The 22,957-nt window shown below is 25.9% G+C and carries 34 protein-coding genes, 1 pseudogene and 1 other annotated feature; of the genes and pseudogenes, 28 read left to right on the top strand and 7 right to left on the bottom strand.

Features of this window, described 5'->3' with window-relative positions; all coding sequences use genetic code 11:
• Window positions 1-2: 2 nt before the first annotated feature.
• From I2E98_RS10830 to I2E98_RS10820, 3 genes are all read left to right on the top strand, one after another.
• Window positions 3-1,409 carry a VWA-like domain-containing protein gene (locus I2E98_RS10830; protein WP_195468927.1) on the top strand — a complete coding sequence of 469 codons (1,407 nt, stop codon included), beginning with the start codon at window positions 3-5 and terminating at the stop codon, window positions 1,407-1,409.
• Window positions 1,410-1,522: 113 nt separating this feature from the next.
• Window positions 1,523-2,284, top strand: coding sequence for an SDR family NAD(P)-dependent oxidoreductase (locus tag I2E98_RS10825; protein WP_195468926.1), 762 nt, complete (start codon window positions 1,523-1,525; stop codon window positions 2,282-2,284).
• A gap of 102 nt (window positions 2,285-2,386) precedes the next feature.
• The gene (locus I2E98_RS10820; RefSeq protein WP_195468963.1) at window positions 2,387-3,286 is read left to right on the top strand and encodes a tetratricopeptide repeat protein; all 900 of its coding nucleotides are present in this window, start codon (window positions 2,387-2,389) and stop codon (window positions 3,284-3,286) included.
• Between the two features lie 51 nt (window positions 3,287-3,337).
• Here I2E98_RS10820 and queF read toward each other — a convergent pair whose 3' ends face one another.
• Window positions 3,338-3,820 (bottom strand): preQ(1) synthase, encoded by a 483-nt coding sequence (gene queF / locus I2E98_RS10815; protein ID WP_195468925.1) that lies wholly within the window; start codon window positions 3,818-3,820, stop codon window positions 3,338-3,340.
• 3 nt (window positions 3,821-3,823) lie between these two features.
• The gene (locus I2E98_RS10810) at window positions 3,824-4,303 is read right to left on the bottom strand and encodes a QueT transporter family protein (protein WP_207737602.1); all 480 of its coding nucleotides are present in this window, start codon (window positions 4,301-4,303) and stop codon (window positions 3,824-3,826) included.
• A gap of 367 nt (window positions 4,304-4,670) precedes the next feature.
• On the opposite strand from I2E98_RS10810, the gene I2E98_RS10805 reads away from it, so the two are divergent.
• From I2E98_RS10805 to I2E98_RS10765, 10 genes are all read left to right on the top strand, one after another.
• Window positions 4,671-4,955 carry a hypothetical protein gene (locus I2E98_RS10805; RefSeq protein ID WP_195468924.1) on the top strand — a complete coding sequence of 95 codons (285 nt, stop codon included), beginning with the start codon at window positions 4,671-4,673 and terminating at the stop codon, window positions 4,953-4,955.
• A 121-nt stretch (window positions 4,956-5,076) separates the two neighbouring features.
• Window positions 5,077-5,250, top strand: a complete 174-nt coding sequence (locus I2E98_RS10800) for a hypothetical protein (RefSeq protein ID WP_195468923.1) — start codon at window positions 5,077-5,079, stop codon at window positions 5,248-5,250.
• Window positions 5,238-5,549 (top strand): hypothetical protein, encoded by a 312-nt coding sequence (locus I2E98_RS10795; protein ID WP_195468922.1) that lies wholly within the window; start codon window positions 5,238-5,240, stop codon window positions 5,547-5,549. The genes I2E98_RS10800 and I2E98_RS10795 overlap by 13 nt, the downstream gene beginning before the upstream one ends.
• Window positions 5,550-5,563: 14 nt before the next feature.
• Complete coding sequence (locus I2E98_RS16215; RefSeq protein ID WP_279324980.1) at window positions 5,564-5,692, top strand: hypothetical protein; 129 nt, start codon at window positions 5,564-5,566, stop codon at window positions 5,690-5,692.
• Between the two features lie 76 nt (window positions 5,693-5,768).
• The gene (locus I2E98_RS10790; protein ID WP_195468921.1) at window positions 5,769-6,464 is read left to right on the top strand and encodes a HAMP domain-containing sensor histidine kinase; all 696 of its coding nucleotides are present in this window, start codon (window positions 5,769-5,771) and stop codon (window positions 6,462-6,464) included.
• Between the two features lie 140 nt (window positions 6,465-6,604).
• On the top strand, window positions 6,605-7,192 hold the full coding sequence (locus I2E98_RS10785; RefSeq protein ID WP_195468920.1) for an ECF transporter S component: 588 nt from the start codon (window positions 6,605-6,607) through the stop codon (window positions 7,190-7,192).
• A gap of 119 nt (window positions 7,193-7,311) precedes the next feature.
• Window positions 7,312-8,430 (top strand): flagellin lysine-N-methylase, encoded by a 1,119-nt coding sequence (gene fliB / locus I2E98_RS10780; RefSeq protein WP_195468919.1) that lies wholly within the window; start codon window positions 7,312-7,314, stop codon window positions 8,428-8,430.
• Between the two features lie 98 nt (window positions 8,431-8,528).
• Window positions 8,529-8,788: a binding site (T-box leader), on the top strand.
• Window positions 8,789-8,910: 122 nt separating this feature from the next.
• A complete protein-coding gene (locus tag I2E98_RS10775) occupies window positions 8,911-9,453 on the top strand; it encodes a tryptophan transporter (protein WP_195468918.1) in 543 nt (180 codons plus the stop codon).
• A 235-nt stretch (window positions 9,454-9,688) separates the two neighbouring features.
• Window positions 9,689-10,225, top strand: coding sequence for a hypothetical protein (locus tag I2E98_RS10770; RefSeq protein WP_195468917.1), 537 nt, complete (start codon window positions 9,689-9,691; stop codon window positions 10,223-10,225).
• Window positions 10,226-10,256: 31 nt separating this feature from the next.
• Window positions 10,257-10,886 carry a histidine phosphatase family protein gene (locus I2E98_RS10765; RefSeq protein WP_195468916.1) on the top strand — a complete coding sequence of 210 codons (630 nt, stop codon included), beginning with the start codon at window positions 10,257-10,259 and terminating at the stop codon, window positions 10,884-10,886.
• A gap of 124 nt (window positions 10,887-11,010) precedes the next feature.
• Here I2E98_RS10765 and I2E98_RS10760 read toward each other — a convergent pair whose 3' ends face one another.
• Both I2E98_RS10760 and I2E98_RS10755 read right to left on the bottom strand, forming a co-directional pair.
• Complete coding sequence (locus tag I2E98_RS10760) at window positions 11,011-12,042, bottom strand: DNA/RNA non-specific endonuclease (protein ID WP_195468915.1); 1,032 nt, start codon at window positions 12,040-12,042, stop codon at window positions 11,011-11,013.
• Window positions 12,043-12,044: 2 nt separating this feature from the next.
• On the bottom strand, window positions 12,045-12,461 hold the full coding sequence (locus tag I2E98_RS10755; protein ID WP_195468914.1) for a ribonuclease Z: 417 nt from the start codon (window positions 12,459-12,461) through the stop codon (window positions 12,045-12,047).
• A gap of 322 nt (window positions 12,462-12,783) precedes the next feature.
• Here I2E98_RS10755 and I2E98_RS10750 point away from each other — a divergent pair, with 322 nt between their 5' ends.
• From I2E98_RS10750 to I2E98_RS16055, 3 genes and pseudogenes are all read left to right on the top strand, one after another.
• A complete protein-coding gene (locus I2E98_RS10750; protein ID WP_195468913.1) occupies window positions 12,784-13,437 on the top strand; it encodes a FusB/FusC family EF-G-binding protein in 654 nt (217 codons plus the stop codon).
• A 123-nt stretch (window positions 13,438-13,560) separates the two neighbouring features.
• Window positions 13,561-13,800: a hypothetical protein gene (locus tag I2E98_RS10740; protein WP_243251072.1), complete on the top strand. Its 240-nt coding sequence runs from the start codon at window positions 13,561-13,563 to the stop codon at window positions 13,798-13,800.
• Window positions 13,801-14,082: 282 nt separating this feature from the next.
• Window positions 14,083-14,382: pseudogene (locus tag I2E98_RS16055) on the top strand (Gfo/Idh/MocA family oxidoreductase); the annotation flags it as partial.
• A 100-nt stretch (window positions 14,383-14,482) separates the two neighbouring features.
• Here the strand turns inward: I2E98_RS16055 and I2E98_RS16210 are convergent.
• On the bottom strand, window positions 14,483-14,611 hold the full coding sequence (locus I2E98_RS16210; protein WP_279324979.1) for a hypothetical protein: 129 nt from the start codon (window positions 14,609-14,611) through the stop codon (window positions 14,483-14,485).
• A gap of 96 nt (window positions 14,612-14,707) precedes the next feature.
• On the opposite strand from I2E98_RS16210, the gene I2E98_RS10730 reads away from it, so the two are divergent.
• Window positions 14,708-15,115 carry a secondary thiamine-phosphate synthase enzyme YjbQ gene (locus I2E98_RS10730; RefSeq protein WP_195468912.1) on the top strand — a complete coding sequence of 136 codons (408 nt, stop codon included), beginning with the start codon at window positions 14,708-14,710 and terminating at the stop codon, window positions 15,113-15,115.
• A gap of 72 nt (window positions 15,116-15,187) precedes the next feature.
• On the opposite strand, the gene I2E98_RS10725 is transcribed toward I2E98_RS10730, so the two are convergent.
• A complete protein-coding gene (locus I2E98_RS10725; RefSeq protein ID WP_133013904.1) occupies window positions 15,188-15,367 on the bottom strand; it encodes a transcriptional regulator in 180 nt (59 codons plus the stop codon).
• Between the two features lie 290 nt (window positions 15,368-15,657).
• Between I2E98_RS10725 and I2E98_RS10720 the strand changes: the two genes are divergently transcribed.
• From I2E98_RS10720 to I2E98_RS10695, 6 genes are all read left to right on the top strand, one after another.
• Entirely contained in the window at window positions 15,658-16,554 is an 897-nt protein-coding gene (locus I2E98_RS10720) for a hypothetical protein (RefSeq protein WP_195468911.1), read from the top strand.
• Between the two features lie 72 nt (window positions 16,555-16,626).
• Window positions 16,627-16,824: a hypothetical protein gene (locus I2E98_RS10715; RefSeq protein WP_195468910.1), complete on the top strand. Its 198-nt coding sequence runs from the start codon at window positions 16,627-16,629 to the stop codon at window positions 16,822-16,824.
• A 46-nt stretch (window positions 16,825-16,870) separates the two neighbouring features.
• A complete protein-coding gene (locus I2E98_RS10710) occupies window positions 16,871-17,344 on the top strand; it encodes a hypothetical protein (protein WP_195468909.1) in 474 nt (157 codons plus the stop codon).
• A gap of 172 nt (window positions 17,345-17,516) precedes the next feature.
• The gene (locus I2E98_RS10705; protein WP_195468908.1) at window positions 17,517-18,095 is read left to right on the top strand and encodes a helix-turn-helix transcriptional regulator; all 579 of its coding nucleotides are present in this window, start codon (window positions 17,517-17,519) and stop codon (window positions 18,093-18,095) included.
• A 122-nt stretch (window positions 18,096-18,217) separates the two neighbouring features.
• Window positions 18,218-18,619 (top strand): cytidine deaminase, encoded by a 402-nt coding sequence (locus I2E98_RS10700; RefSeq protein ID WP_195468907.1) that lies wholly within the window; start codon window positions 18,218-18,220, stop codon window positions 18,617-18,619.
• 55 nt (window positions 18,620-18,674) lie between these two features.
• Window positions 18,675-19,187, top strand: a complete 513-nt coding sequence (locus I2E98_RS10695) for a GNAT family N-acetyltransferase (RefSeq protein ID WP_195468906.1) — start codon at window positions 18,675-18,677, stop codon at window positions 19,185-19,187.
• Between the two features lie 175 nt (window positions 19,188-19,362).
• Here I2E98_RS10695 and I2E98_RS10690 read toward each other — a convergent pair whose 3' ends face one another.
• On the bottom strand, window positions 19,363-19,524 hold the full coding sequence (locus I2E98_RS10690) for a hypothetical protein (RefSeq protein WP_195468905.1): 162 nt from the start codon (window positions 19,522-19,524) through the stop codon (window positions 19,363-19,365).
• Window positions 19,525-20,099: 575 nt separating this feature from the next.
• Between I2E98_RS10690 and I2E98_RS10685 the strand changes: the two genes are divergently transcribed.
• The 5 genes from I2E98_RS10685 (at window position 20,100) to I2E98_RS10660 (ending at window position 22,936) form a co-directional block, all read left to right on the top strand.
• Complete coding sequence (locus I2E98_RS10685) at window positions 20,100-20,474, top strand: alpha/beta fold hydrolase (protein ID WP_195468904.1); 375 nt, start codon at window positions 20,100-20,102, stop codon at window positions 20,472-20,474.
• A gap of 247 nt (window positions 20,475-20,721) precedes the next feature.
• On the top strand, window positions 20,722-21,777 hold the full coding sequence (locus I2E98_RS10680; protein ID WP_347708032.1) for an alpha/beta hydrolase: 1,056 nt from the start codon (window positions 20,722-20,724) through the stop codon (window positions 21,775-21,777).
• A gap of 183 nt (window positions 21,778-21,960) precedes the next feature.
• On the top strand, window positions 21,961-22,230 hold the full coding sequence (locus I2E98_RS10675) for a hypothetical protein (RefSeq protein WP_195468903.1): 270 nt from the start codon (window positions 21,961-21,963) through the stop codon (window positions 22,228-22,230).
• On the top strand, window positions 22,227-22,364 hold the full coding sequence (locus I2E98_RS10670) for a hypothetical protein (RefSeq protein ID WP_195468902.1): 138 nt from the start codon (window positions 22,227-22,229) through the stop codon (window positions 22,362-22,364). The genes I2E98_RS10675 and I2E98_RS10670 overlap by 4 nt, the downstream gene beginning before the upstream one ends.
• Window positions 22,365-22,636: 272 nt before the next feature.
• Window positions 22,637-22,936, top strand: coding sequence for a hypothetical protein (locus I2E98_RS10660; protein WP_195468900.1), 300 nt, complete (start codon window positions 22,637-22,639; stop codon window positions 22,934-22,936).
• The last annotated feature ends 21 nt before the right edge of the window (window positions 22,937-22,957 follow it).

Genomic DNA, 22,957 nt, shown 5'->3' with positions numbered 1-22,957 from the left:
ATATGGATAGTTATTTTGAAAAGTTAAAAAAGGAACTTTATATTAAAGCTGATAAAATAGTAAATAGTTCAGTTATGTTTAAAGCATTACGTGCTGGTGAAAAGTTTCAGATAGATATTCCTAAAGATTTTGAAGAAGAATTTTTTAAACTTATAGATAAAGTAAATCTAAGTCTTATGGAAGAAAAGGATAATTTCTATGGTTACTTTTTATTTCAAATGGGAAGAGAAATACGTTTTGATATAAGTACTCCTACTGGTATAAATTTTAAAGGTGCTAAATATGTTATATATTTTAATCCAATAATATTCTTGCAGCTTAATATAAAACAAATGGAAAGTACTATTAAGCATGAAATTCATCATATATTATCTATGCACGTAATAAGAGCTAAGGAGTTAAAAGGTAACTTTAGTACACTTGCAATTAATTTAGCTATGGATATAGTAGTAAATCAATATCTTAATAATTTACCACCATATGCAATTACTTTAAAGGGAATAAATTTAAAGTACGGTTTAAATCTTGAGCCTTATAATACATTTGAATATTATGCTGAAAATATTCAAAATGTATTAAATGTACTTGAAGAAAATGATGAAGGCGAAGAAGATGATAGCTGGGCTGAAGATTCAGAATGTGGATTTGATCCAGAAAAAGCTCATGATTTATGGGATGAGAATGAGTCCATAGATGAAAAAATGCTTAAGGATTTTACTGAAAAGTTCATAGGTAATGCTGAAAAAGGTACAATTCCCCTTCATGTAGAAGGAATGATATCTGCTTTAAGAAAAAGTAAAGGAGAACTTCCTTGGAATTTATATCTTAAGAGATTAATGGGAACTGTAGAAAGTAATAAAAAGAAAACTATAACAAGAAGAAATAGAAGACAGCCTAATAGATTAGATTTAAGAGGTGAACTTAGAAATCACAAGGCAGAAATAGCAGTTGCTATTGATATAAGTGGAAGTATTAGTGATGAAGAATTTAAACAAGCTATTAAAGAAGTACTATCTATAGTAAAAAATTATAATCATGAAATAACTATAATAGAATGTGATAAAGAAGTTAAGCGTGCATATAAAGTTAAAACTATAAATGATATAAAAGAAAGATGTTCCTCAGGTGGGGGAACTAGATTTACTCCTGTTTTTCAATATGCTAATAATAAAAATATTAATTTGTTAGTTTATTTTACTGATGGTAAGGGTGAAGATAAATTACAAGTTAAACCTAGAGGATATAAAGTTTTATGGGTTATTTCTGGAAGAGGAGATAAGCTTTCATTAAATGAGCCTCATGGTGCAGTTAAAAAGCTTAGCAAAGTTGAAGTAAAAGATAATCTAGTAGATATGAAAGATGTTAGAAATGATGGATATTCAATGAATAATCAAGAACCAATTTTTTAATTAATTTTAGTAATAAAGACATAGAATAATTGAATATATTATTGCAAAAATTATATTTAATTAAAAAAATATATATTTTATTTAGTAAATTAAGGTGAAAGGAGAAGGGCATTATGGGAATATTAGAGAAAAGTATAAAAAATAAAGTGGTTATAGTAACTGGAGGTACTAGAGGAATTGGATTTTCAACAGTAAAAGCTTTCCTTGAAAATGGAGCAAAGGTTGCATTATGTGGATCAAAAAAAGAAACTGTAGATAAAGCTTTATCAGAACTTAATAAAATAAATTCTAGTTATGAGGTCATTGGTTTTCCAACTAATTTGTTAGATTTATCAGAGGTTAGAAACATGATTGAAGAAGTTATGAATAAATGGGGATCTATAGATGTTTTAATCAATAATGCAGGTATAAGTGATAATGTTAGTATATATAACCAAGATTCAGATCATTTTGCAAAGATAATAGACGTAAATGTGGAAGCAGTGTTTAATTGTAGTAAAATAGCTGCTGAAAAGATGAAGGAAAAAGGTAAGGGTGTAATACTTAATACAAGCTCCGTGGTAAGTATAAATGGTCAAAAGTCAGGTGTTGGATATCCTACTTCTAAATTTGCTGTAAATGGATTAACTAAATCCTTAGCAAGAGAATTAGGTAAGGATGGAATAAGAGTTAATGCAGTAGCACCAGGAATAATTGCTACTGATATGGTAGCGGCACTTGATCAAAATATGATAAAAGCAATAACTGCAAATGTTCCAGTAGGAAGAATTGGAGAACCAGAGGATATTGCAAATGCATTTTTATTCTTAGCTTCAGATATGGCAAGTTATATAAGTGGAGCTATTTTATCTGTTGATGGTGCTACTGTAATTTAATATAATATAAGTTAGATATGATAAAATTAGTGTAAAAATAAGATTGTACCAATTAAGGTGCAATCTTATTTAATTTGGAGGATTACTTTGGATAAGACATACATGTTTGATAATTATATATCTATAGGACGTAATTTTATGATTGAAAAGAACTATTTAAAAGCTCTGAAGTTTTTTAAGAAAGCATATAATTGTCAAGAAGGAAAAGATGATATAGATTTAATTTTAGATTTAGCATTTCTTTATGATAAAATAGCACATTTTGATTTAGCTGAAAAAATGTATAGAAGAGTATTAGAATTAGATGATACTAATGCCATAGCCTATTATGGATTAGGTATAATTTACGATGATGATGAATTATATGAAGAAGCAATTGAGTATTATAAAAAGGCTATAAAGTATGATGAAAAATATGAAAAGGCATATTTCTTTTTAGCTAATGCTTATGATGAATTAGGTAATAAGGAAGAGGCAATAAAAAATTATAAACAAGTATTAAAGCTAAATGCAAAGGATTTATGGGCAAATGCTAATTTAGGATGTATTTATGATGAATTAGGAGATACTAAATTAGCTTTAGAATATATGGAAAAAGCTTTAGAAGTAGATAGTAAGCATTTTAGAATTCTTTTTAATATGGGAGTATTTAATAAAAAATTAGGTAATTTAGAGTTAGCTGAAGAATACTATAAGAAATCAATAGAAGAAAATCCTTATTATCCATATAGCTATTTAAATTATGCAGTAATGTATAGAGAAAAAGAAGATTACAATAGAGCTATTGAAATAATAAATGAAGGTATATTAGAAAATGAAGATGAAGGATTTTTATATTATAATAGAGCTTGCTTTTATGTAGCGGTTAATAAATTAGAGTTAGCATTAGAAGATATACTTAAATCTATAGAATTAAATGATTTCTTTGAAGGATATATGAAGGAAGATGAAGAACTTAATGCTATAAGAGAATTAGAAAAATATAAGAAAATGTTTGGATAAAAAACAGTAGGTAGGCTTATGGAATATAAGCTTGTCTACTGTCTATTTTTATTATCTATTATCTATTTTTTCGGGATATAAATCATGATTAACTAATCTATTAAAAGCTACTTCTTCCCATCTTGTTCCTGGTTTTCCGTAGTTACAGTAAGGATCAATAGAAATACCGCCTCTTGGAGTAAATTTACCCCAAACCTCAATATATTTAGGATCCATTAATTTTATTAAATCTTTCATTATGATATTCATACAGTCTTCGTGAAAATCACCATGATTTCTAAAACTAAATAAATATAATTTTAATGATTTACTTTCAACCATTTTTATATTTGGAACATATGAAATATAAATTGTAGCAAAGTCTGGTTGGGAAGTAATAGGACATAAACTAGTAAATTCAGGACAGTTGAATTTAACAAAATAATCATTTTCGGGATGTTTGTTATCAAATGTCTCTAAAATATCAGGATTATATCCAAAATCATATTTTACATTTTGATTTCCAAGTAAGTTTAAATCTAAGTCATTTCTCATAAATTAATCTCCAATCTTATCTTTTAGTACCTTAATTAAAAATGAACCAAGTATTGCTGGTATAACTTGCCCTAAACATAAGCTAACAGCAAGAGCACTATATGGAACATTTAATATCATTGATAACCAAATAGGAACTATTAATCCTGGTATAAATATTATTGGTAGTATTGTAAGTGTAATATTTAGTTTATATTTGCGAACACAATAAACTAATAAAGCTGTTAATATACCAACCAATCCACCACCCAGGATATCAAATATACTTAAGCCTCCTAAAAGCATATTAGATAATAAGTTCGAAACTCCCAAAGGTAAAACTAGGAATGGAAAAATATAAGCTAATGCATATAAACTAGTTGCTAAACGAATTTGTATAGCTCCAAAAGAAAAACTTTGAGTTATTGTCATTATTACAACATATAGAGCAATAACTATTGCTGAAATTGTTAGCTTTTTTGTTTTTGACATAGTAATTTCCATAACTATCACCTCCAGAAAAATAAAAAAAGGATGAAAAAACTCCATCCTAAATAAACAATAATAGTATTCTATTATTAATCCCTAGTTTTATTTTGAGACAGGATGGTTTCGAACTGTCTTATTAAATTATGAAGCAACTTTTTTATAAGACTACAGTTGCAAGTTAGATTCATTATATTTAAAGTCTAGAATCTGACTTAAGTATATATTCATGCAGGGTAAAAGTCAACCATTTTAGAAGTATAATGGAATGTATGTAAAAATATATTATTTTGTAAAATTAATAGAAATATTTTAGAAGTAACATAATATTATTAAAGTTTATTAAATCAGCAAGTTAGGTTGTAAATTAAGGAGATGAATTATTATGTTACAAAAAATAGAGAGTATTAACTTATTACAGTTAGCAAAAAATATAAATCATATTATTTTTGAGGGAAAGCTACAATTAAATACTGAGGAATATGAAATTGAAATAGAAAAAAGTAATAATGTTACTGATTTACAGCCCTTATTAAAGTTATTAAGTCTTATGGTAAAGGATAGTTATTTAGTAACAGAAATATATTTTGAAAATAAAGATGATTTTGAGAAGTGTTTTAATATAAAATATGATGATTCTCTTTCCTTTGATGGTGTTAAAAAAATATGAAATAGAGCTGTATCTAATCTTTTATACCCTATAGAGTACATAGCATTATAAAGATTAATTATTTTATTTGAAATATCTGATGTAAGTGGATTAGATAATAAGTATTTATTTAGTTCAAAATATGTCTTTTAAGAATGATAAAGTAGTATTAGATGAAAAAGAGAAGATAGATTTAAGTGGAATAGCATTATGGGATGAAAATCAAATAGCTATAAATGAAGATGGAGAAATTATATTTATGTATAAGTTTTTTACTCTTCTACAAATAATGTTAAAAGAATTATGCAAGGCATAGATAAAAATTATGAAGTTGTATCTTTCTTAGGAGAATCAAATTTATGTATACTTGAAAAGAATAAGCAAAATGGATGTAATCAGGAATTTTACATTGGAGAATTAAAAGATGATAGAATAGATATATATAATAAGATAGAAGTGAGCACAGATGAAGATAAGAATGTGTGGTTATATAATTATATTATAAATGAAGATAATAATGAAATTTTGATTAACTTTAGAACAGCTAATCTAATAGGTGATTTTTATACTAATGAATGGCAAGATAGAATTATTAAAATAAATATTGAAAGGTAACAATTGAGGAGAAAATGAGAAAAATACTTATAGTAGAAGATGAAGTATCAATAAATGATATACTTACAACATCACTTAAGAGAGAAGGTTATGATGCAATGTCTGCATTTACAGTTAGAGAAGCATTAATATTATTTCAATGATTTAAACCAGACTTAGTTTTATTAGATTTAATGCTTCCAGATGGAAAAGGTGAAGATCTTTGAAGGATTTAATAATATGAAAAATAATATAGTAGAAATGCAAAATAATACTAAAGAATTTTTTAATAATGCAACTCACGAACTAAAAACACCTTTAACAGCTATAAGAGGATATTCTCAAATGTTACAGGAAGAAGAATTTGAAGATGAGTTTGTACTTAGGGCTCTAGAGAGAGTTGAAGAAGAAAGTATTAAGATGAATAAGTTAGTAGAAAAATTACTTATTATTTCAAGGGAAGAAGCTTTAGTTCAAGTATATCCGGAAGAAGTAAATATTAATAAAATGACTAAAAGAATTATAGACGCCTTTCATAATCAAATAAAAGATAAAGGTTATAATATCTGTTTGGAAGAGAATACTGAAATTAAGTCTATTGCAATTAAAGAAGATGTAGAAAGTATATTAACCAATTTAATAGAAAATAGTTTAAAGTACTCTACAACACAAAATATTGATATTAAAATAGGACAGTATTATAGTAATAGTTATTTTAAGATTTTGAATGGGATTGGGGATATAAAAGATGAAATAAAGGATAAGCTATTAGAGCCATTTATAAAGGGGGCTAATAGAAGGGGAGAAATATCTAGCTCAGGACTAGGATTATATATTTGCAAAAGATTATGCGAAAAAAATAATTTTAAAATTGAATATTCTATAAATAGAAATGTAATTGAGTTTATAATAAGTTTTAAAAAAATAAAGATGTAATATATAGATTTATCTTTGAAATAAAGATAAATAGTAAGTAACAAAAATCAGTTTAATTTAGTTTGTATGGATACAATTGATTTATTTGTATTAGTAGGTATAAAATGGATATAAGCTTTTATAACAAGGGGGAATTATTAATGAATAAGCACATTAAATTTAAAAAATTAATTCAAACAGCATTGCTTGCAGCATTATGCTTTGTATCTTTTACTTACTTGCAAATTAAAATTCCAGTACCAGGTGGAGATGCAACTTCACTTCATATTGGAAATGCATTTTGTGTTTTAGCTGCATTATTACTTGGGGGATGGTATGGAGGATTAGCAGGTGCAATAGGAATGACAATTGCAGACTTAATGGATCCTGTATATATATTAGTGGCACCTAAAACTTTCGTATTAAAATTATGTATTGGCTTAATAACAGGATTAATTGCACATAAAATTGCTAAAATAAGCGAAAGCAATGATAGAAAATATATTTTTAAGTGGAGTATTATAGCATCAATTGGTGGACTTGCTTTTAATGTAATAGCAGATCCTATTGTTGGATTCTTCTATAAGCAATATATATTAGGGCAACCACAAGATGCAGCTATGATTTTAGCTAAATTAAGTGCAGCTACAACATTTATAAATGCAGTAGTATCTGTAATTTTAGTAGCTATTATATATAATGCAATAAGACCAATTTTAAAGAAATCAGGTTTATTATTACCAGTTTAGTCAATTATAAGTGATAAATGGCAAGTAATATTAGCTAAGCTAAAGAAAGTATTGTAAAAAACTTTAAATTGACGTTAAAATAATGGGAGATTAATAATAAAAAATGGAGTTAGTAACCTATGATTAAGAAGATAAAAAATTTTAAGATACAAAATTATGATAATTTTAAGTGTATAGCAGATAAATGTAAATTTACATGTTGTGCAGGATGGGATGTAAATATTGATGACGATACTTATAATAAGTGGAGAGAATGTGATAAAAGCTATATATTAAAAAATATAATAAAAATAGATGATGAAGAACAATATTTTGTTAATAAGGAAACACAGGATGTATGTCCTTTTTTAGATAAAAAAGGATTATGCAATATAGTAAAAAAGGATGGAGAAGAATATTTATCTTTAACTTGTAAGAGTTTTCCTAGGGTAGAAAATATATTTGAAGATATAAAGGAATTAACATTATCATGTGCATGTCCTGAAGTTGTAGAAATAATAAGTAATATAAATGAAAAAATTAATATGGTATCAGAAGAGAATTATAAATTTGAAAGCAATTCTAAAATCTTTGAAATTAGAGAGAGGTTAGTTAGTATAATACAAAATAATAATTTTCCATTATATAAGAAATTAATTATTTGTTATGAAATGATATTAAATCTTATAAAAAGTGAAAATATAAATAAAGTATTAGAAGTTTATAAGGATAAGGAATATATTAATGACCTTAGTCATAATTATGATGAATTTGACATAAATATAGAGGAAGCAATAGAAGAAGTTAAATACTTATTTTTAGATATTACTCAAAATTATAAAGATGTTATAGGATTAGAAAATTCATTAAAAGATATATATGAATTTGCAGAAGGTATTGATGCAAATTCAGTTAATAATAGTTGGAAAAAGTATATAAATGAATTTGAGAAATATGATAATTTAATTGAAAATTGTATAGCATCTAAGATTTTTAGTAATTGTATAAATGATGATATAGAAGAAATAGCGCTTTCTTTTGAGTTAATTATATTAGAATATATATTAATTAGATATGCTATATTTTTGAAATGTTGTATAAATAAAAGAAATGAAGTTAATATTCAAGATGTTAAAGATTATATTGTTATATTTTCTAGAGTTATTTCTAATAATGATGAAGCAGTATTTGAGTTTTTAGAAGAGGGATTTGGCCATATAATTTTAGAATATGGATATATGAGATTTATAATGATGTAAAATTTATAAGAACTAGATGGAGAATAATCAAAATTAAATTTAAAAAATATTGACAATTTCAAATAATTGGAATAATATAGAAGTGTAGTTAATTCAATTTAAATCCAATGAACAGGGAGAGTAGCTAAATTAAGGTTCGTTTCAGAGAATTAGGGGTGGTGTGATCCTAATAAGAAAAGGTTTAGTGAATGGGCCTGAGAGGAGTAAAGGGAAATTTTTGAAAGTACCGGTTACCGTAAGCTCCACGTTATAGGAGATAGAGCATGTTAGTGCTTGAAAATGAGAGGCAATATATAGTTTGGTGTACTTATTATATATGCAATTTAGGTGGTATCGCGGATTATACTCCGTCCTATTTATTTAGGACGGAGTTTTTTTATTTCTTAGGAGGTGATTTTGATGGTATGAACTTTATCCAGTGAAAATGATATTGGACAATGGAATAATAATATATTAATTAATTTTTGGAGGGATAATATTATGAATACAAGAAAGTTAACTATTAATGCAATACTTTTAGCTGTTGGAGCATTACTACATCAAATAACACCTGCAATAGGTTTACCTATGCAACCAGATTTCTCATTAGTTATGTTATTTATAATAATGATAATTAATAAAGATGATTATAAAACCTCAATTATTTCAGCTATAATTACAGGCGTATTTACTGCATTAACAACGAAATTTCCAGGTGGACAAGTACCTAATATTATAGATAAAATTATATCTGCCAATATAGTATATTTAATTATAATTTTAATAAATAAAGTTAAGTTTATTAGTAGTTTAACTGAGAAAAAGAAAAATGCTTTAATAGCAGCTGTGGTTTTTCCAATTGGTACATTAATTAGTGGAACAATATTTTTATTATCTGCACAACTAATAGTTGGATTACCAGCACCATTTATAGCTTTATTTTTAACAGTAGTATTACCAGCAACAATAATTAATTTAGTTGCAGGTATCTTCCTATATAAGGTTGTTGAAATATCAATGAAAAGAATAGCATATAGTAGATAAGGGAATCATTAAAGAGGTTAGTAAAGATATAGATTTTATAGAAAATACGTTAAAAGAATAGTCTATTGATTATTGTTTTAACGTATTTTTTTAAAATTAAATGATAGTTTTGATAATATATTTAAAAATTTTACGGAGGAGGAAATTATAGAAGTAAAGAAGAATTTAACATATATAAGAGATAAAATAAAAATCAATTAGATAGTTTATCTTAATATTATTAGGAGTGATAAAAATGAGACTAAAAAAGATGGTTGTTTGTATAACAAAGAAAGATATAAGAAACTTTTTGAAGTTACAAGATAAAATTAATATAAGTGATATTTTTATTAATGATTATTTAAGATTAATAGGAACTGTTCAAGTGTTTGGAATGAATATAAACATAGAAACAGAATTAAGTTTTTCTAAGGTTGAACACAATAATATCTATTTAAATATAAAGAGTTTTAAGGTTTTAAAAATGAATATATTAAATCCAATATCTAAAAAAGTATTTAATCATGTAATTAATGCTTTTACTGATATAGAAGGTGTTACATTTGAAGAAAATGACTTTAAATTAGAAGTTACTACTTTAATAAATAAATACTATAAAGAGCAAAAATTTATTGATTTAAACAAAGTACAAGTTATAGATGTATCAATAGTAGACAAAGAAGTTGAAGTATATTTTGGAGGTATAGACATTGATACTGAAGTTATTAGAAGAGAATATGGAAAAAATGAAGTTCCTTATGTTGAAGCTGAAATAGTAAGTGATGGAGAATAATAAAAGTAAAGAGTTTTAGGAGAGAAATTTAATGGATACAATAATATACTTAACAAGGCATGGACAAACTCTGTGGAATATAGAAAAAAGATTACAAGGTAGAGGAAACTCTCCATTAACAGAACAAGGAATAGAAAGAGCTAAAGAACTTAGAGATAGAATAAAATATATACATATAGATATTATATATTCAAGTCCTATAGAGAGAGCACTTACTACTGCTAATATAATTAAAGGCGATAAAAGTATTGAAGTAATAACTGATGATGGCCTTATGGAAATGTGTTTTGGTGACTATGAAGGTCAAATAACAGATGAAGTTATGAAAGAAAATCCTGATTGGGATATAAGTCTTATTATGAAAGGAAATACTGAATTAGCAGCACCAAATGGAGAAAACTTAGCAGAAGTTAGAGATAGAGTAGCTAGAACAATGAATAAAATAATTGAAGCAAATAGGGGGAAAACTATTTTAATAGTGGCTCATGGAATAACCTTAAAGGCTATTATGTATTATTTTAAAGATGAAGAGGTAAATTCTGAAGTTATGGGACAAGCAACTTTAACTAAAGTAAATGTAGATAAAAATAATAAATTTCATATAGAATTTAAAAATGATAATAGTCATTTTACAAAAAAAGAGCAAAAGCTAGGATGGTAGATACTAAAGGTTTTGAGGTGAGATAATAAAAATTCCTACAGCAATTTTTACTGTAGGAATTTTTTTATTATAAGATATTTCTAGTAAGCTACTAATTATCAGCTTTCGTAGATAAAATTAAAAACTATCTAGAAGCTTTTCGATAGCCTGCATCAATGGCTTCTTGTTCACTATTGAATTTAACAAGGTATTCAGAATCTGCCATGTTTTCGTAATCTCTTTGACCAGGGCAGTGATAAATTTTTGATTTAGAGTTTCCTCTTATTACAGTTGTTTTATTAGAAGAAGTTGTGTTATTTGAGTTATTATTTGAGCTTGAAGAAGTAGTTGTGCTGTTTGATGAACCAGTTTTATTTACTTCTTCACCGCTAAGGGCACTATTACCAGTTGCATAATCTATTGTAATTCCAGGTTGAACATTATATACAAATACATTAAATTGAATTCCTTCACCATCATCTTCTACAGATTTTGCTTCCATTTGAACCCCTTTTGCAACAAGATTATTCCCATCAAATACAGGAGTTACTCTATATAAAACATGATTATTTGTTTCTTTTACATAGTCAGCTACCATATTTTCATATGGCAACATTAATGTTGCATTAAAGTATCTTGTACCAGTAATTAAATTTCTATCATTTGCATTTTCAGCAGTTAATTGATAACCAATTAAGTGAGATCTATTATAAAGATATTTTCCTTCAACAATATCATATTTTATTGATTGCCAACCACTTGGTTTAACAGAGCTAATAGATTCTCTTTTTTCTGTTGGCATTATATCTTTACCTACATTGGCATATGCAACACCACATCTTCCTAAACTATCTAGTGGACTATATTTTTCAAAAGAAGTAGTAGTTAAATCAGCTTTAGAGAAGTTAGGAACATTATTATTTAATATTATATAGTCTTGACCAGAGTAATCTGGAATATCAGTAGTATTTGAAATATTAATATTAGTATTACTATTGTTATTACTTCCATTTGGATTAGTTAAAGGTACATTATTAGAATTAGAGTTTTCGACTACTTGTCCACTATTATTTATAGAAGAATTATTAGTTGAAGAACAACCAATAAATCCAACTAAGCATAATAAAATCCCTAATGTCATAATTAGTGAGTTTTTTAATTTAAATATATTTTTCATTGCTATATTCTCCTATAAGTTTCTTTTGTTATTTTTTCATGAGATGATCCTTGAAATTCTTCTGTTTTAAGTAGTTCCCATGAGTTAGTGTTTAAATCAATATCAAAATAGAAGTCTGATGGATAAATACGGTTCCACTTATAGACAACTATAGTATTTATATTGTTTATATAATTTTTTACTTCTGTATTTTCTATTAAACAAAAATCATTGTCAGAGCATTCATTTAAAAAGTTTTCACAAACCTTTATATTACCGTCATCAATATCCTTATATAATTTATAAGAGTATTCGTTCATAAAAAGATCTTGATTTTTAACAAGTTCTTTTATATCAGCTCTAAGGACTTTATCTTGACTTTGCCTTCTTTTATTAAACATCATTCCATTTTTATCATCTAAACAAACAATTATATTCATTACTATCCTCCTTTTTATATTCTTTGTAATATTATATCAAAAGATTATATGATTTTGATATAGACTTTTTATTTGGCAGTTGAAAAAAATATGATATAATCTCTTTATAATTAGGAGGTGATTAGCATGAAGGTATATAATGCTTTCAGATTTAAATCAGCTTGCTCCTTGCAAGGACTACAACAAAGTCAGCTATGCTTTGTCTGGAGCTTAAATAAATAAAAATAGCTGTAAATTTAATAAAGGTTTTAGAAAAACATAAATGATTTTTAGTATTCTTTGCTTTAATTATTAGTATTTTAAAGTTAAGGAGTAATGAATAATGAAAGAATTTATAAAAAAACAACAATATAATTATATAAAAAGATGTTTAGGCGATTTAAATGGTGCATTTAGAAATTGCGTAGATGGTAACATTATAGAAACTGTAAAGGCGTGCTCTCAGGAAAAGATTTTATCAATTTTTAATGATTTATCAATAGAGCAAAAAGACATACTAGATATTAGTAAAATTACTGATCCGTTGCATATAGAACCTTATTTAAAAGAATTAGATAAGTATGTATATGGGATGGAAAAGATAACAGCAATGGAAATCACTAAAGTTTTTAAGAAGGAGAAAAAGCTAAAGATACCCAATTTAGATAAACTAGATTCTAAACTTGTATATTTAGGTTGGATTGATGAATCAACTAGAAAACTTCTTATTACTTATAAGTTAGAGGGGAAACTTTTAGGAATGGCTTGTAGACTTCCAAAGACAAATAGTAAATCAACTAATATATGTACTTTTTGTAATAAGATTGGTTCAGAACAGGAAGTAGCCTTTGTATCACCAATATGTAAGCAAGTAAGAGAAGATGATTATAAGTCATTAGGATTTTATGTATGCTTAGATAGTGATGAATGTAATGAAAGAATAGAATCTGTAGAAAAGCTTGAAAAGATTCTAAAGAGTGTAAATAGAATTAAATAATTATTATAATTTACTAATAAAAATCCTACAGTAAATTTTTGATGTAGGATTTTTTATTAATATTTGCTTCTATATCAAAGGGAAAATATAGAAATAGTAGTGATATTGATATATTAATATTAGTTGATGATAATAAAAGTATTATATAATCTTGTTAAACTATTAGAAGTATTATATTTACAAGATTATTATGAATTAAAAAAGTATAAAAGTTTATGTAGAGACTTAAAAGATTTTTATTTTAGTAGAAGATATGCTAGTGATGATTATGAAATTTTAACTAAAGAAGAATATATTGATTATATCAATAATTTTTATGAACTATTAAATGAACTTAAGAAAATTAGAAGTGAATTTGAATAAATTATATGAAAAAATACCTAATGACATGATAAAAATGCTATTAGGTATTTTTTATTTTAGGTCTAGTTTTATATTTTTTGAGTCCAATTATTTATTCCAAAATATAAAATAAATTGGATATTTGTGTTAGAATAAATTAAGAAAATTTATATATAAGGTAGGAGACGTATTATGATAAAGTGGGGAATTATAGGTCCAGGTGCAATAGCAAATGCTTTTGCAAAAGAAGTAAATAACTCTCAAGGGGGAAAAGTTGTTGCTGTATTTTGAAGAAATGAAGAAAGAGCTAAAAGCTTCTCAGAAAAATATAATATAGAAAAATATTATAGTGATATAAATGAGTTTTTAAATGATGATAATATAGATGCTGTATATATAGCTACTCCACATAATTATCATATGGAATATGCAATAAAATGTATTAAGGCAAAGAAGCATATATTATGTGAAAAACCATTTTCATATAATTATAAAACTAGTAAAGAAGTATTAGATTTAGCAAAAGAAAATAATGTATTTATTTTATATATAGTTGAATTAATATATAATTATATGAAGTGGAATAAATGTGAAAAAAGATAAAAATATAAGCAAAAAACATAGTTAATTACTGTGTTTTTGTTTTTTTAATTCTTCTTTTATAAAATCAGAATTATGTGTAAAAATCATCTTACTTTTTAAACTATTCACTAGGAGATTCGTTAAAATAGTGAGGTGAAAATTCTGTAATATTATAATCTTGTATATTATTAATTTTAAGAGGCTCATCAGATAAATTGTTATGTACATCATCAATAGACTCAGATTTCATAATAAATAATCCACTACTCATTTAATTTTTTTATTTTATTATATGATATTATAATCAGTAGGAAATATAATCTTTTTAGTATAGAAGGAGTGAAAAATGAAAAATTTATATAAGCATTCATTGAGTATAAATAAGGCTCAAACTATGGTTGATATTACTGAAATAATAAAGGAGGATATTAAAGATAGCAAAGTTAAGGATGGGATTGTTGTAGTGTACTGTCCTCACACAACTGCTGGAATTACTATAAATGAAAATGCTGATCCAGATGTGGTTAAGGATTTAATTTATGGTTTTGAAAAGGCATATCCAACTAATGATATTAAATATAAACATTTTGAAGGTAATTCACATGCACATATGAAATCATCAACTATGGGAGCATCGCAGACTCTTATAATAGATGATGAAAAACTTATTTTAGGTACATGGCAAGATATATACTTTTGCGAGTTTGATGGACCAAGAAATAGAAGTTTTTATGTTAAAATAATTGAAGGATAAAATTGATGTAATTAAAAAATTAAGTTATAGAAAAGTAAATAAATATAAAAAAGACCGTACATTGTGCGGTCTTTATTTAGCTGGTTCCCATTTGCAACGAACAGGAGAAACAATAGCTTCTTCTTTCTTTAATTCTTTAAAAGCCTTATCGATATCTTTACGATCAAGTCCTGATAATTTTTCAACTTCTCCAGCGCTAACAGGTTTTCCTGCTTCTCTCATAACATTTAAAATAGTTTCTTTAATATCCATTAAAATCACCTCTATGAATAATAATTGTTATTTAATATTATATCTCTATTATTGCCATTAATCAATAAAATATAACAATAATACTAAAATAATGAAATGTTTTTTAATAAATAAATTTAATTATAAAATGATAATAAATACATAAAAGTAAAAAATATTTTAATATTACTAATTTTGGCGTAAACTTATATTGAATATTTATGAATAATTGTATTAAAATGTTATAGTAAGTGGCTTAGATAGATAACTATATAAATTAATCAAAGAATAAATTTTAAGGAGATACATATATGAGAGAAGAGAAATATATTAAATATGGATTATTTTCATCAATACTTATAGCTTTAGGTCCAATATTGTGGCTATTTATGAATATATACGATAAAAATTATGAAGATATAGTATTGAACATAATTTTTGTTATACTTGGAATTACTGTAGTATTCTATAATTTGAGAAATTATTTAAAAATATATAATAAAAAATCTAATATATTTTTAGATTTGCTAAGCTATATAATATCATTTATATTTTACATTTTATTAATTGCAGTATTAGTAATAGCATTTTTAGCATTCTATATAGGAATTTCATTAATACAGGAAAAATTATTTATAAAAGGAGAATATATAATTTATCTTATAAAATATCCATATTCATATTTAGTATTTGTAATAATGGTACTAGTGGCTATAAAAATCGGAATGATGATGTTAAAGAAAGAAAAATTATTTTCTAAGGAAAAAGAGTTATCATTATGGAGAAAGTTTGATAAATTTCTGATGTTAGCAATAATTCCACTTATATACATAGTAGTAACAAGCGTAGTTGTAGTTACAGAAGAGGGGATTTATGATTATAGCTTTTATAATTTAAAGGGGGATAAATATACCTTTAGTGATGTAGAGTATGTAAATACTGGATTTGTGGATTATGGAAGAAATAAGGGTGAATTTTTTTATAATATTGAGTTAAAAAATGGGACAAAGTTAAGGTTGGCTTATCCCTCTATGCATCAGCTTTCAGAAAAATATGAAGATGACACATGGCAAGAGTATGTAGATATAGATGAATATATTATGAATAGTGGAGCTAAAAAGGATTCTAGTGAAAAAGGATCAAAGTATGTACAAATGGACAAAGTATATGTAGACAAGCTGTTAAAAGTTATAAGAAATAAGGAATAAATACAGCTGCTTAGCTTATTTTAAGTTATGAACTATTGTATTTTAATACGACTTATAAGAGGAGGGATTTAATTGGAATTTATTAAGAACTTTGTACAAAAACATAGTAAATTAATAGTGACTATAAATATAATATTATTAATATTATCTATAGGTTGGGGGAAAGCTACAGTTTTAAATAGTATAGTTATATTCTTACTATTTATTTTATTAGTTTTTATGCCTGACAAAGCTTTTGACGATGATGAAAATAGTGATGAACAATTTTAATAAATTGCGTATTAAAATATATATTTAATTGTTCATGGAGGAATATGTGAAAAAAATAATTAATCTAAAAGATAGTAATAAAATACTAATAGTATATTTTATTACTACTGTTGTTAGTATGGTGGTATCTAACTTAGTTGTGGAATATGATTATATAAAAAGTGATTTAAAAAATTATTTTTGGGTTTTAATTGTATTTACAATATTATTTTTAATACTAATAAGATTATTTAAAGTAAAATATCAATCAGTGTTAATATTTTTAGGGATAATTATGTTTCTACTTTTATTTGTACTTTTAAATTTAGATCTTTTCATTTCACGATGGAGTACACCAGATATTACTATATTTACTACAATGAGCTTTATTGCTATTTACACAACGTTACCATTTCAAAGTATAATAAATATTTTATTAGGTTATGATATGGGGAATTTTTCATATATTATGGTTCCTATATATATATTATCATTAAGTTTATTTAGTTATTTTACACTTAAATTTAAAGTTAAAAAATAAAATAAGCAAGATAAACAAATATAAAATATTAAATAAGATAAAATTAAATATTAGCTGCTACGATACGTTGCATTAAGGAAAACAACAGTTTCTTTTACTTTTGAATCTTATAGCTTACCATGAAATTAGTAAAATGAGTTTATGTAAAAATCAGAATATGGAGGTAATAATTATGACGTTAGGAGAAAAATTAAAAGAAGCAAGAAAAAAGATTGGATTGTCCCAAGAACAATTAGCAGAAAAATTATGTGTATCTAGACAAGCGGTTACTAAATGGGAATCTGATAAAGGAATGCCCGATATAGGGAATCTAAAAGCAATAGCAACTTTACTTAATACAAGTATTGATTATTTAGTAGATAATGATAGTAATATAGATAAACTAGTAATCAAAGAGTATATTAATTTGGATGACTTTGAAAAGAGTGGACGTTGTAGATGTAAGCAAGATGCAGTGGTATTAAATAAATTTAATGACGCAAATTTTATTTATCCACTTATGCGTAAAAAGAAGCTAACTCCTATTGAGAATGTTTTGGACTTTATCACTCAATCTGGAATTTTTGATTTAGCGTATCAGCTAAAAGATCGTAATGAGTATTATTTGATTGAAAAAGAAAATCAACAATATTTTGTATCTGTATCAAAAGAGTTTATTGAGACAAGACAGTTAAGTAATAGGGTGAATCCAAAGAAATTTTCTATTGGAGATATTGAATATAAAAAATCACCATACGAACTTTTAAAATAATAGGAGTATGTAAATTTCAATTTGTAGAGCTAATTAAAATAACTATATTTTTAATATATAAGATAGTGTATATAGCTAAAAAAGATAACAGTTAAATAGGGAGTTGAAAGGATTATAAAAGTATGGATATATGGGAAAAGTTATATATTAAGGCAAAAGAAGTTCAAAATGATAGAGAAGTTTCGCCTTTTATAGCTGGCGGACAAGTATCGGCAGCTATTTTAAGTGAAAAAGGAAATATATATACAGGGGTATGTATTGATGCTCCTTGTAGCTTAGGGATTTGTGCTGAACGTAATGCAATTTTTAATATGTTTACTAATGGTGAACATAAAATATCTAAATTAGTATGTATTATTCCAGATGGTTCAGTGGGTTCACCATGTGGTGCGTGTAGAGAACTTTTAATGGAGTTAGATAAAGAAAGTGGGGAAATTGAAATTCTTACTGATTATTCTAATCGTGAAACAGTAAAGTTAAAAGAACTTATGCCCGATTGGTGGGGATATAAACGCTTTGAATAGTAAATTTTAAACTATGCAACTAAAAGAAAAATAGAAATTTTAAGAGGTGTTTTATATGGATTTGAGACTGGCAGTTATGGAGGATTTACCACAACTTAAAGCTATCTATAAAGAAATTATTAAAAATATGGATAGCAATAATATTCAAATTTGGGATGAAATTTATCCATGTGAGTTTTTTGAAGATGATATTAAAAATAATCAACTTTATGTTTTGATTGATAATGATGAAATAGTTTCTGCTTTTGCTTTATGTCATTCAAATGCAGGAGCAGATAGTGTAAACTGGAAAGAAAATCATGCTAAGGCTTTATACATTGACCGATTGGGTGTAAATGTTAATTACTTAAGAAAAGGAATTGGTTGTATTGTACTTAATAAAGCAATTGAACTTTCAAGAGAAATGGGTGCTGAATATTTAAGACTTTTTGTTGTAGATGAAAATTATCCTGCAATAAATCTTTATAAGAAAACCGGTTTTGAAAAGGTTGATGGAATTTATGATGAAGTGATTAACAATGATTTTGTACTTCATGAATTTGGTTTTGAAATAAAGACATCGCTATGATGCAAATTCTAATTTATAGATGAGATAATTATTAAAATTATTTATGTTTATTTTTTATAAAAATTTGATATAATATAAATAAGAAAAGCTTAGTGCGTCAACACTAAGCAATCCTTAGAACATTTATTTTGTTTTAGGGCTATTGAATTTAGATGAATATCAACAAAAAAGGATGCTAATCTTGTGAGGATGGAGCATCTTTTTGTTTGCTTTTAATTTCAATATCAAGACCAATAAATTTTACTGAAATCTTTAAATAATGAATAAAAAGATTATGTTTTAAAACCAATCTAATTATATAAATAACAACAAAGCTCTTTATAATTAATTCAAGCATATCCAATACCACCCCCTGACTATGATAAAGTATCACCAATAGTCCTAGGGAGATAAAACGTTCAAAACCCCCGTAGCCATCCACTACGGATTTTCTAAATATTACTTTAGAATTATACCATAATTATGTAGAAAATAAGCACAAGAATAAAATGGAAAAACATCGTTTGAAGAGTTTACGGAGAACCGTATCAAAAATAAATGAGGTTTTTATTAAAGTGGACTAATTAATAAATGAGATAACATATAGAATATAGAGTTCCTCAACATTAATCTTTAATGCTGTTGAGGAATTTTTATTTGTATTATTTACCAGGTGATTAAAGTGATATATAATAATAGGTATAAATTTACAAATGATTAATGTATATAAAGTTTGATTGATGCATAAAAAACTAACAGCTAAATAGGAATTTAGTGTTTAGGTTATTTATATAATGTTGTGTAAAAAATAATAGAAGGAGGGAAAATTTATATGTTTTACAATGCAACAAACGGAAATATTAAGATAGGCGATACCAATATGGATTAAGACAAAATGCAACGGTGCAGAGTGTTGTTAGCAATTGGATAGCCATGGCTGAAGTAAACAATTATAAAGGTATAGTTATTGATACAGTTGAAAAATCATATAGTGATAAGAATATAAAAAAATACAGGCTACTATACCCTATTCTTAGTAGAATAGGAAAACCAAAAGATTTTAGTAGATTTATAATACAGGCAAATGCTTGCATTCACCATGATTCATATAATGAACTGGAGAGGATAAAGTGTAAAACATTAGTGATAGGTGGTGACAGTGATAAGGTAGTGGGAAAAAACTCATCAGAGGAAATTGCTGAAAGAATACCATATAGCAAATTAATAATACTTAAGGGCCTTGGACACATGGCGTATGAAGAAGCAAAGGATTTTAATCGTCAAGTTTTAAGTTTCTTGAATTCATAAAGATTATTGATAGTAAACCAACAGACAATTCAATTGGAGATTGGGTTTTTACGTTTGTATTTATTGGTTTAATAGTTGTATTGCAATTTTTGAAACCAGAACTTCAAAGATTAAAGATTGGTACATGGTGTGGAAATTGGATACTTATTTATGGAATCGTTTCTAATATTAATTTATAGAGTAGATTGAATGAACAATTGTATAATACAGAGAGTGATAAATAAGAATTTAAAGGGGAGAAAACAATGTGAATACCAGTAAGAAAATTAAGTATAAACTATTAAAGATAATCATGATTATATTGAGTGTGATTGTAATATTTTTATTATTTCAGTTCTTTAAGCCGACATGGAGTCCTAAAATAAAAGCTGAAAAGAGTATAAGTGAATTACGTAAAGTTGAAATAAATGGAACAGAATTAGAAGTTATGATTAGAGGGGATCATAAAGAAAATCCAATTGTTATTTTTGTACATGGCGGGCCATGTTGTTCAGAAATACCATATGTCAGAAAGTATCAGAATTTATTAGAACAGAATTTTACAATTGTTCATTATGATCAAAGGGGCAGTGGAAAATCTTATGATTTTGGGACTGATTATTCAGATGTTTATGCAAATACCCATGTGGAAGATTTAATTGAAGTTACAAAGTATATTGAGGAATACTTAGGACAAGAAAAAGTAATTTTGATTGGACACTCATATGGAACATATATAGCAACAATGGCAGCAAGTCAAGAACCAGAGTTATATCAAGCTTATGTTGGAATAGGACAAGTATCTTATATGATTGAAAGCGAATTAGATGGACTAAATAAATGCATAAATGCTGCAAAAATAGCAGGAGATATGGAGGATGTGAAGCAGTTGGAAAGTTTTAGAAATGATATTGAACAAGGTAATGCTATTGTTCCACGTCAATATGTTAGAAAATATGAATTTGCAGCAAGAAATATTGATGAAAATGAAGATTATATAAAAGGTTTTTTATTTGGTACTGAATATAATTGGAGTGATGCAATTCGTTTTTTTGTTGCAACATCTAAATATCAAGATGAATTAATCATGGAAACAATAAAATATCAAATAACAGATATTGTAGAAAGTATTGATATTCCAGTTTATTTTGTTATGGGGAAATATGATTGTATGACTTCACCAGAAGTAGCAGAAAAGTATTTAACCAATCTAGGAGGAGAAAGAAGAAAGGAAATGGTTATATTTGAAGATTCTGCCCATTACCCACAATTTGAAGAGAAAGAAAAATTTTATGAATGGATGTGTAATACATTTTTAGAATAGGTGTAAATTTAAAACTATGCAACTAAATGAAAAATAACAAATAAATTTTGAGAACCAGTTGGAAAAGCAACAGTTGCTTAGTAATCGTATTATTTTGCAAGTTATTTGTTTCTTTAACAACTCTATAAGTAGAAATTTGTAGTGGAGATAACTTATATTTTGTATATAAAGGAGATGAAAAAATTGAAATTTAAGTTTAAAAACTTTAATTATACTTATTATGATAAAGTATGTGATTTTTTAGTTGAAATATCTCAATATAATCGTGAACATATTAATTGGAATTGGGCAAGATGGGAGTGGATGTTTTTCCACCCAGAATTCAATAGAAGTTTAATAGAGAAAATTGGGCTATGGTTTTTGAATGAAGAGTTGATTGGTTTAGCAACATATGACCTTTATTTTGGGGAAGGCTTTTTTGTAACTAAAAAAGGATTTGAGGAATTAGAATGAAGGCTAAATCATTTGTAGTATTTAATAATATATTAGAAGATGATGTTATGAAGGCATTTCTTAATATGATAGATATTAAAGAAAAAAGTGATATTAAAAAAGTTGAAGAATACAGTATAAAAAGGAATATCTAGATATTATACATGGATTGCTTGAGGAATATAAAGTTAAAAAAATTGAAAATGTTGATATGTTAGCAGAACAACATGCTATGTCAAGGGGAGGACGTTCAGGCAGAATTGCTCGTCAGTTTGTAGAATATTTAAAAAGTATAGAGTAAAAGCATTTTACTATATATTTTTTGGTAGAGCAGTGTTAATAAGTGAGAATATTTTGCCTTTTAAAATACCTATAAAAATTATATAATTAACTCATTAAAGTATGAACTGAGAAGTGAGGCAATATAATGGCAAAAAGTAAGAAACGTAAGAATAAAACAGTAAATAAAAAATCAAGTAGTATAAGAAATAAAAAAGTTATTAAAGAAGAAAATAACATAAAAGCAAAGGGTCCTTTTATGAATTTCATGAGTAAAAAGTGGCCAAGAGTCATATTGCATATTATTACAGCTATAATATGGATATTTTTCTTAGCAGATTTTTTTACGTTCCAACAATTAGGAGGATTTCCTAACCCTATATTATCGATTTTAGCATTAGTTGTATTAATGTTAGAATATGCAGTTTCTAAAGGATTAAAGAAATAAAGTTTTATTAAATATTTGATA

This window comes from Clostridium sp. D43t1_170807_H7 (genome assembly GCF_015555905.1).
GTDB lineage: Bacteria > Bacillota > Clostridia > Clostridiales > Clostridiaceae > Clostridium.
Note: the sequence above shows the minus strand (reverse complement) of the source record. Positions and strands in the feature narration are given on the sequence as shown.

What these genes read in the sequence shown, in the direction of transcription:
- I2E98_RS10725 (WP_133013904.1), bottom strand. Translation starts at nt 15,367, where the DNA reads ATGGATATTAAAGAAACTATTTTAAATGTTATGAGAGAAGCAGGAAAA.
- I2E98_RS10805 (WP_195468924.1), top strand. Translation starts at nt 4,671, where the DNA reads ATGTTACAAAAAATAGAGAGTATTAACTTATTACAGTTAGCAAAAAAT.
- I2E98_RS10705 (WP_195468908.1), top strand. Translation starts at nt 17,517, where the DNA reads ATGACGTTAGGAGAAAAATTAAAAGAAGCAAGAAAAAAGATTGGATTG.
- I2E98_RS10800 (WP_195468923.1), top strand. Translation starts at nt 5,077, where the DNA reads ATGTCTTTTAAGAATGATAAAGTAGTATTAGATGAAAAAGAGAAGATA.
- I2E98_RS10765 (WP_195468916.1), top strand. Translation starts at nt 10,257, where the DNA reads ATGGATACAATAATATACTTAACAAGGCATGGACAAACTCTGTGGAAT.
- queF (WP_195468925.1), bottom strand. Translation starts at nt 3,820, where the DNA reads ATGAGAAATGACTTAGATTTAAACTTACTTGGAAATCAAAATGTAAAA.
- I2E98_RS10695 (WP_195468906.1), top strand. Translation starts at nt 18,675, where the DNA reads ATGGATTTGAGACTGGCAGTTATGGAGGATTTACCACAACTTAAAGCT.
- I2E98_RS10750 (WP_195468913.1), top strand. Translation starts at nt 12,784, where the DNA reads ATGAAAGAATTTATAAAAAAACAACAATATAATTATATAAAAAGATGT.
- I2E98_RS10825 (WP_195468926.1), top strand. Translation starts at nt 1,523, where the DNA reads ATGGGAATATTAGAGAAAAGTATAAAAAATAAAGTGGTTATAGTAACT.
- I2E98_RS10795 (WP_195468922.1), top strand. Translation starts at nt 5,238, where the DNA reads ATGCAAGGCATAGATAAAAATTATGAAGTTGTATCTTTCTTAGGAGAA.
- I2E98_RS10720 (WP_195468911.1), top strand. Translation starts at nt 15,658, where the DNA reads ATGAGAGAAGAGAAATATATTAAATATGGATTATTTTCATCAATACTT.
- I2E98_RS16215 (WP_279324980.1), top strand. Translation starts at nt 5,564, where the DNA reads ATGAGAAAAATACTTATAGTAGAAGATGAAGTATCAATAAATGATATA.
- I2E98_RS10730 (WP_195468912.1), top strand. Translation starts at nt 14,708, where the DNA reads ATGAAAAATTTATATAAGCATTCATTGAGTATAAATAAGGCTCAAACT.
- I2E98_RS10755 (WP_195468914.1), bottom strand. Translation starts at nt 12,461, where the DNA reads ATGAATATAATTGTTTGTTTAGATGATAAAAATGGAATGATGTTTAAT.
- I2E98_RS10820 (WP_195468963.1), top strand. Translation starts at nt 2,387, where the DNA reads ATGTTTGATAATTATATATCTATAGGACGTAATTTTATGATTGAAAAG.
- I2E98_RS10700 (WP_195468907.1), top strand. Translation starts at nt 18,218, where the DNA reads ATGGATATATGGGAAAAGTTATATATTAAGGCAAAAGAAGTTCAAAAT.
- I2E98_RS10770 (WP_195468917.1), top strand. Translation starts at nt 9,689, where the DNA reads ATGAGACTAAAAAAGATGGTTGTTTGTATAACAAAGAAAGATATAAGA.
- I2E98_RS10670 (WP_195468902.1), top strand. Translation starts at nt 22,227, where the DNA reads ATGAAGGCTAAATCATTTGTAGTATTTAATAATATATTAGAAGATGAT.
- I2E98_RS16210 (WP_279324979.1), bottom strand. Translation starts at nt 14,611, where the DNA reads ATGAAATCTGAGTCTATTGATGATGTACATAACAATTTATCTGATGAG.
- I2E98_RS10785 (WP_195468920.1), top strand. Translation starts at nt 6,605, where the DNA reads ATGAATAAGCACATTAAATTTAAAAAATTAATTCAAACAGCATTGCTT.
- I2E98_RS10690 (WP_195468905.1), bottom strand. Translation starts at nt 19,524, where the DNA reads ATGCTTGAATTAATTATAAAGAGCTTTGTTGTTATTTATATAATTAGA.
- I2E98_RS10775 (WP_195468918.1), top strand. Translation starts at nt 8,911, where the DNA reads ATGAATACAAGAAAGTTAACTATTAATGCAATACTTTTAGCTGTTGGA.
- I2E98_RS10790 (WP_195468921.1), top strand. Translation starts at nt 5,769, where the DNA reads ATGAAAAATAATATAGTAGAAATGCAAAATAATACTAAAGAATTTTTT.
- I2E98_RS10760 (WP_195468915.1), bottom strand. Translation starts at nt 12,042, where the DNA reads ATGAAAAATATATTTAAATTAAAAAACTCACTAATTATGACATTAGGG.
- I2E98_RS10685 (WP_195468904.1), top strand. Translation starts at nt 20,100, where the DNA reads ATGGCTGAAGTAAACAATTATAAAGGTATAGTTATTGATACAGTTGAA.
- fliB (WP_195468919.1), top strand. Translation starts at nt 7,312, where the DNA reads ATGATTAAGAAGATAAAAAATTTTAAGATACAAAATTATGATAATTTT.
- I2E98_RS10660 (WP_195468900.1), top strand. Translation starts at nt 22,637, where the DNA reads ATGGCAAAAAGTAAGAAACGTAAGAATAAAACAGTAAATAAAAAATCA.
- I2E98_RS10830 (WP_195468927.1), top strand. Translation starts at nt 3, where the DNA reads ATGGATAGTTATTTTGAAAAGTTAAAAAAGGAACTTTATATTAAAGCT.
- I2E98_RS10810 (WP_207737602.1), bottom strand. Translation starts at nt 4,303, where the DNA reads ATGGAAATTACTATGTCAAAAACAAAAAAGCTAACAATTTCAGCAATA.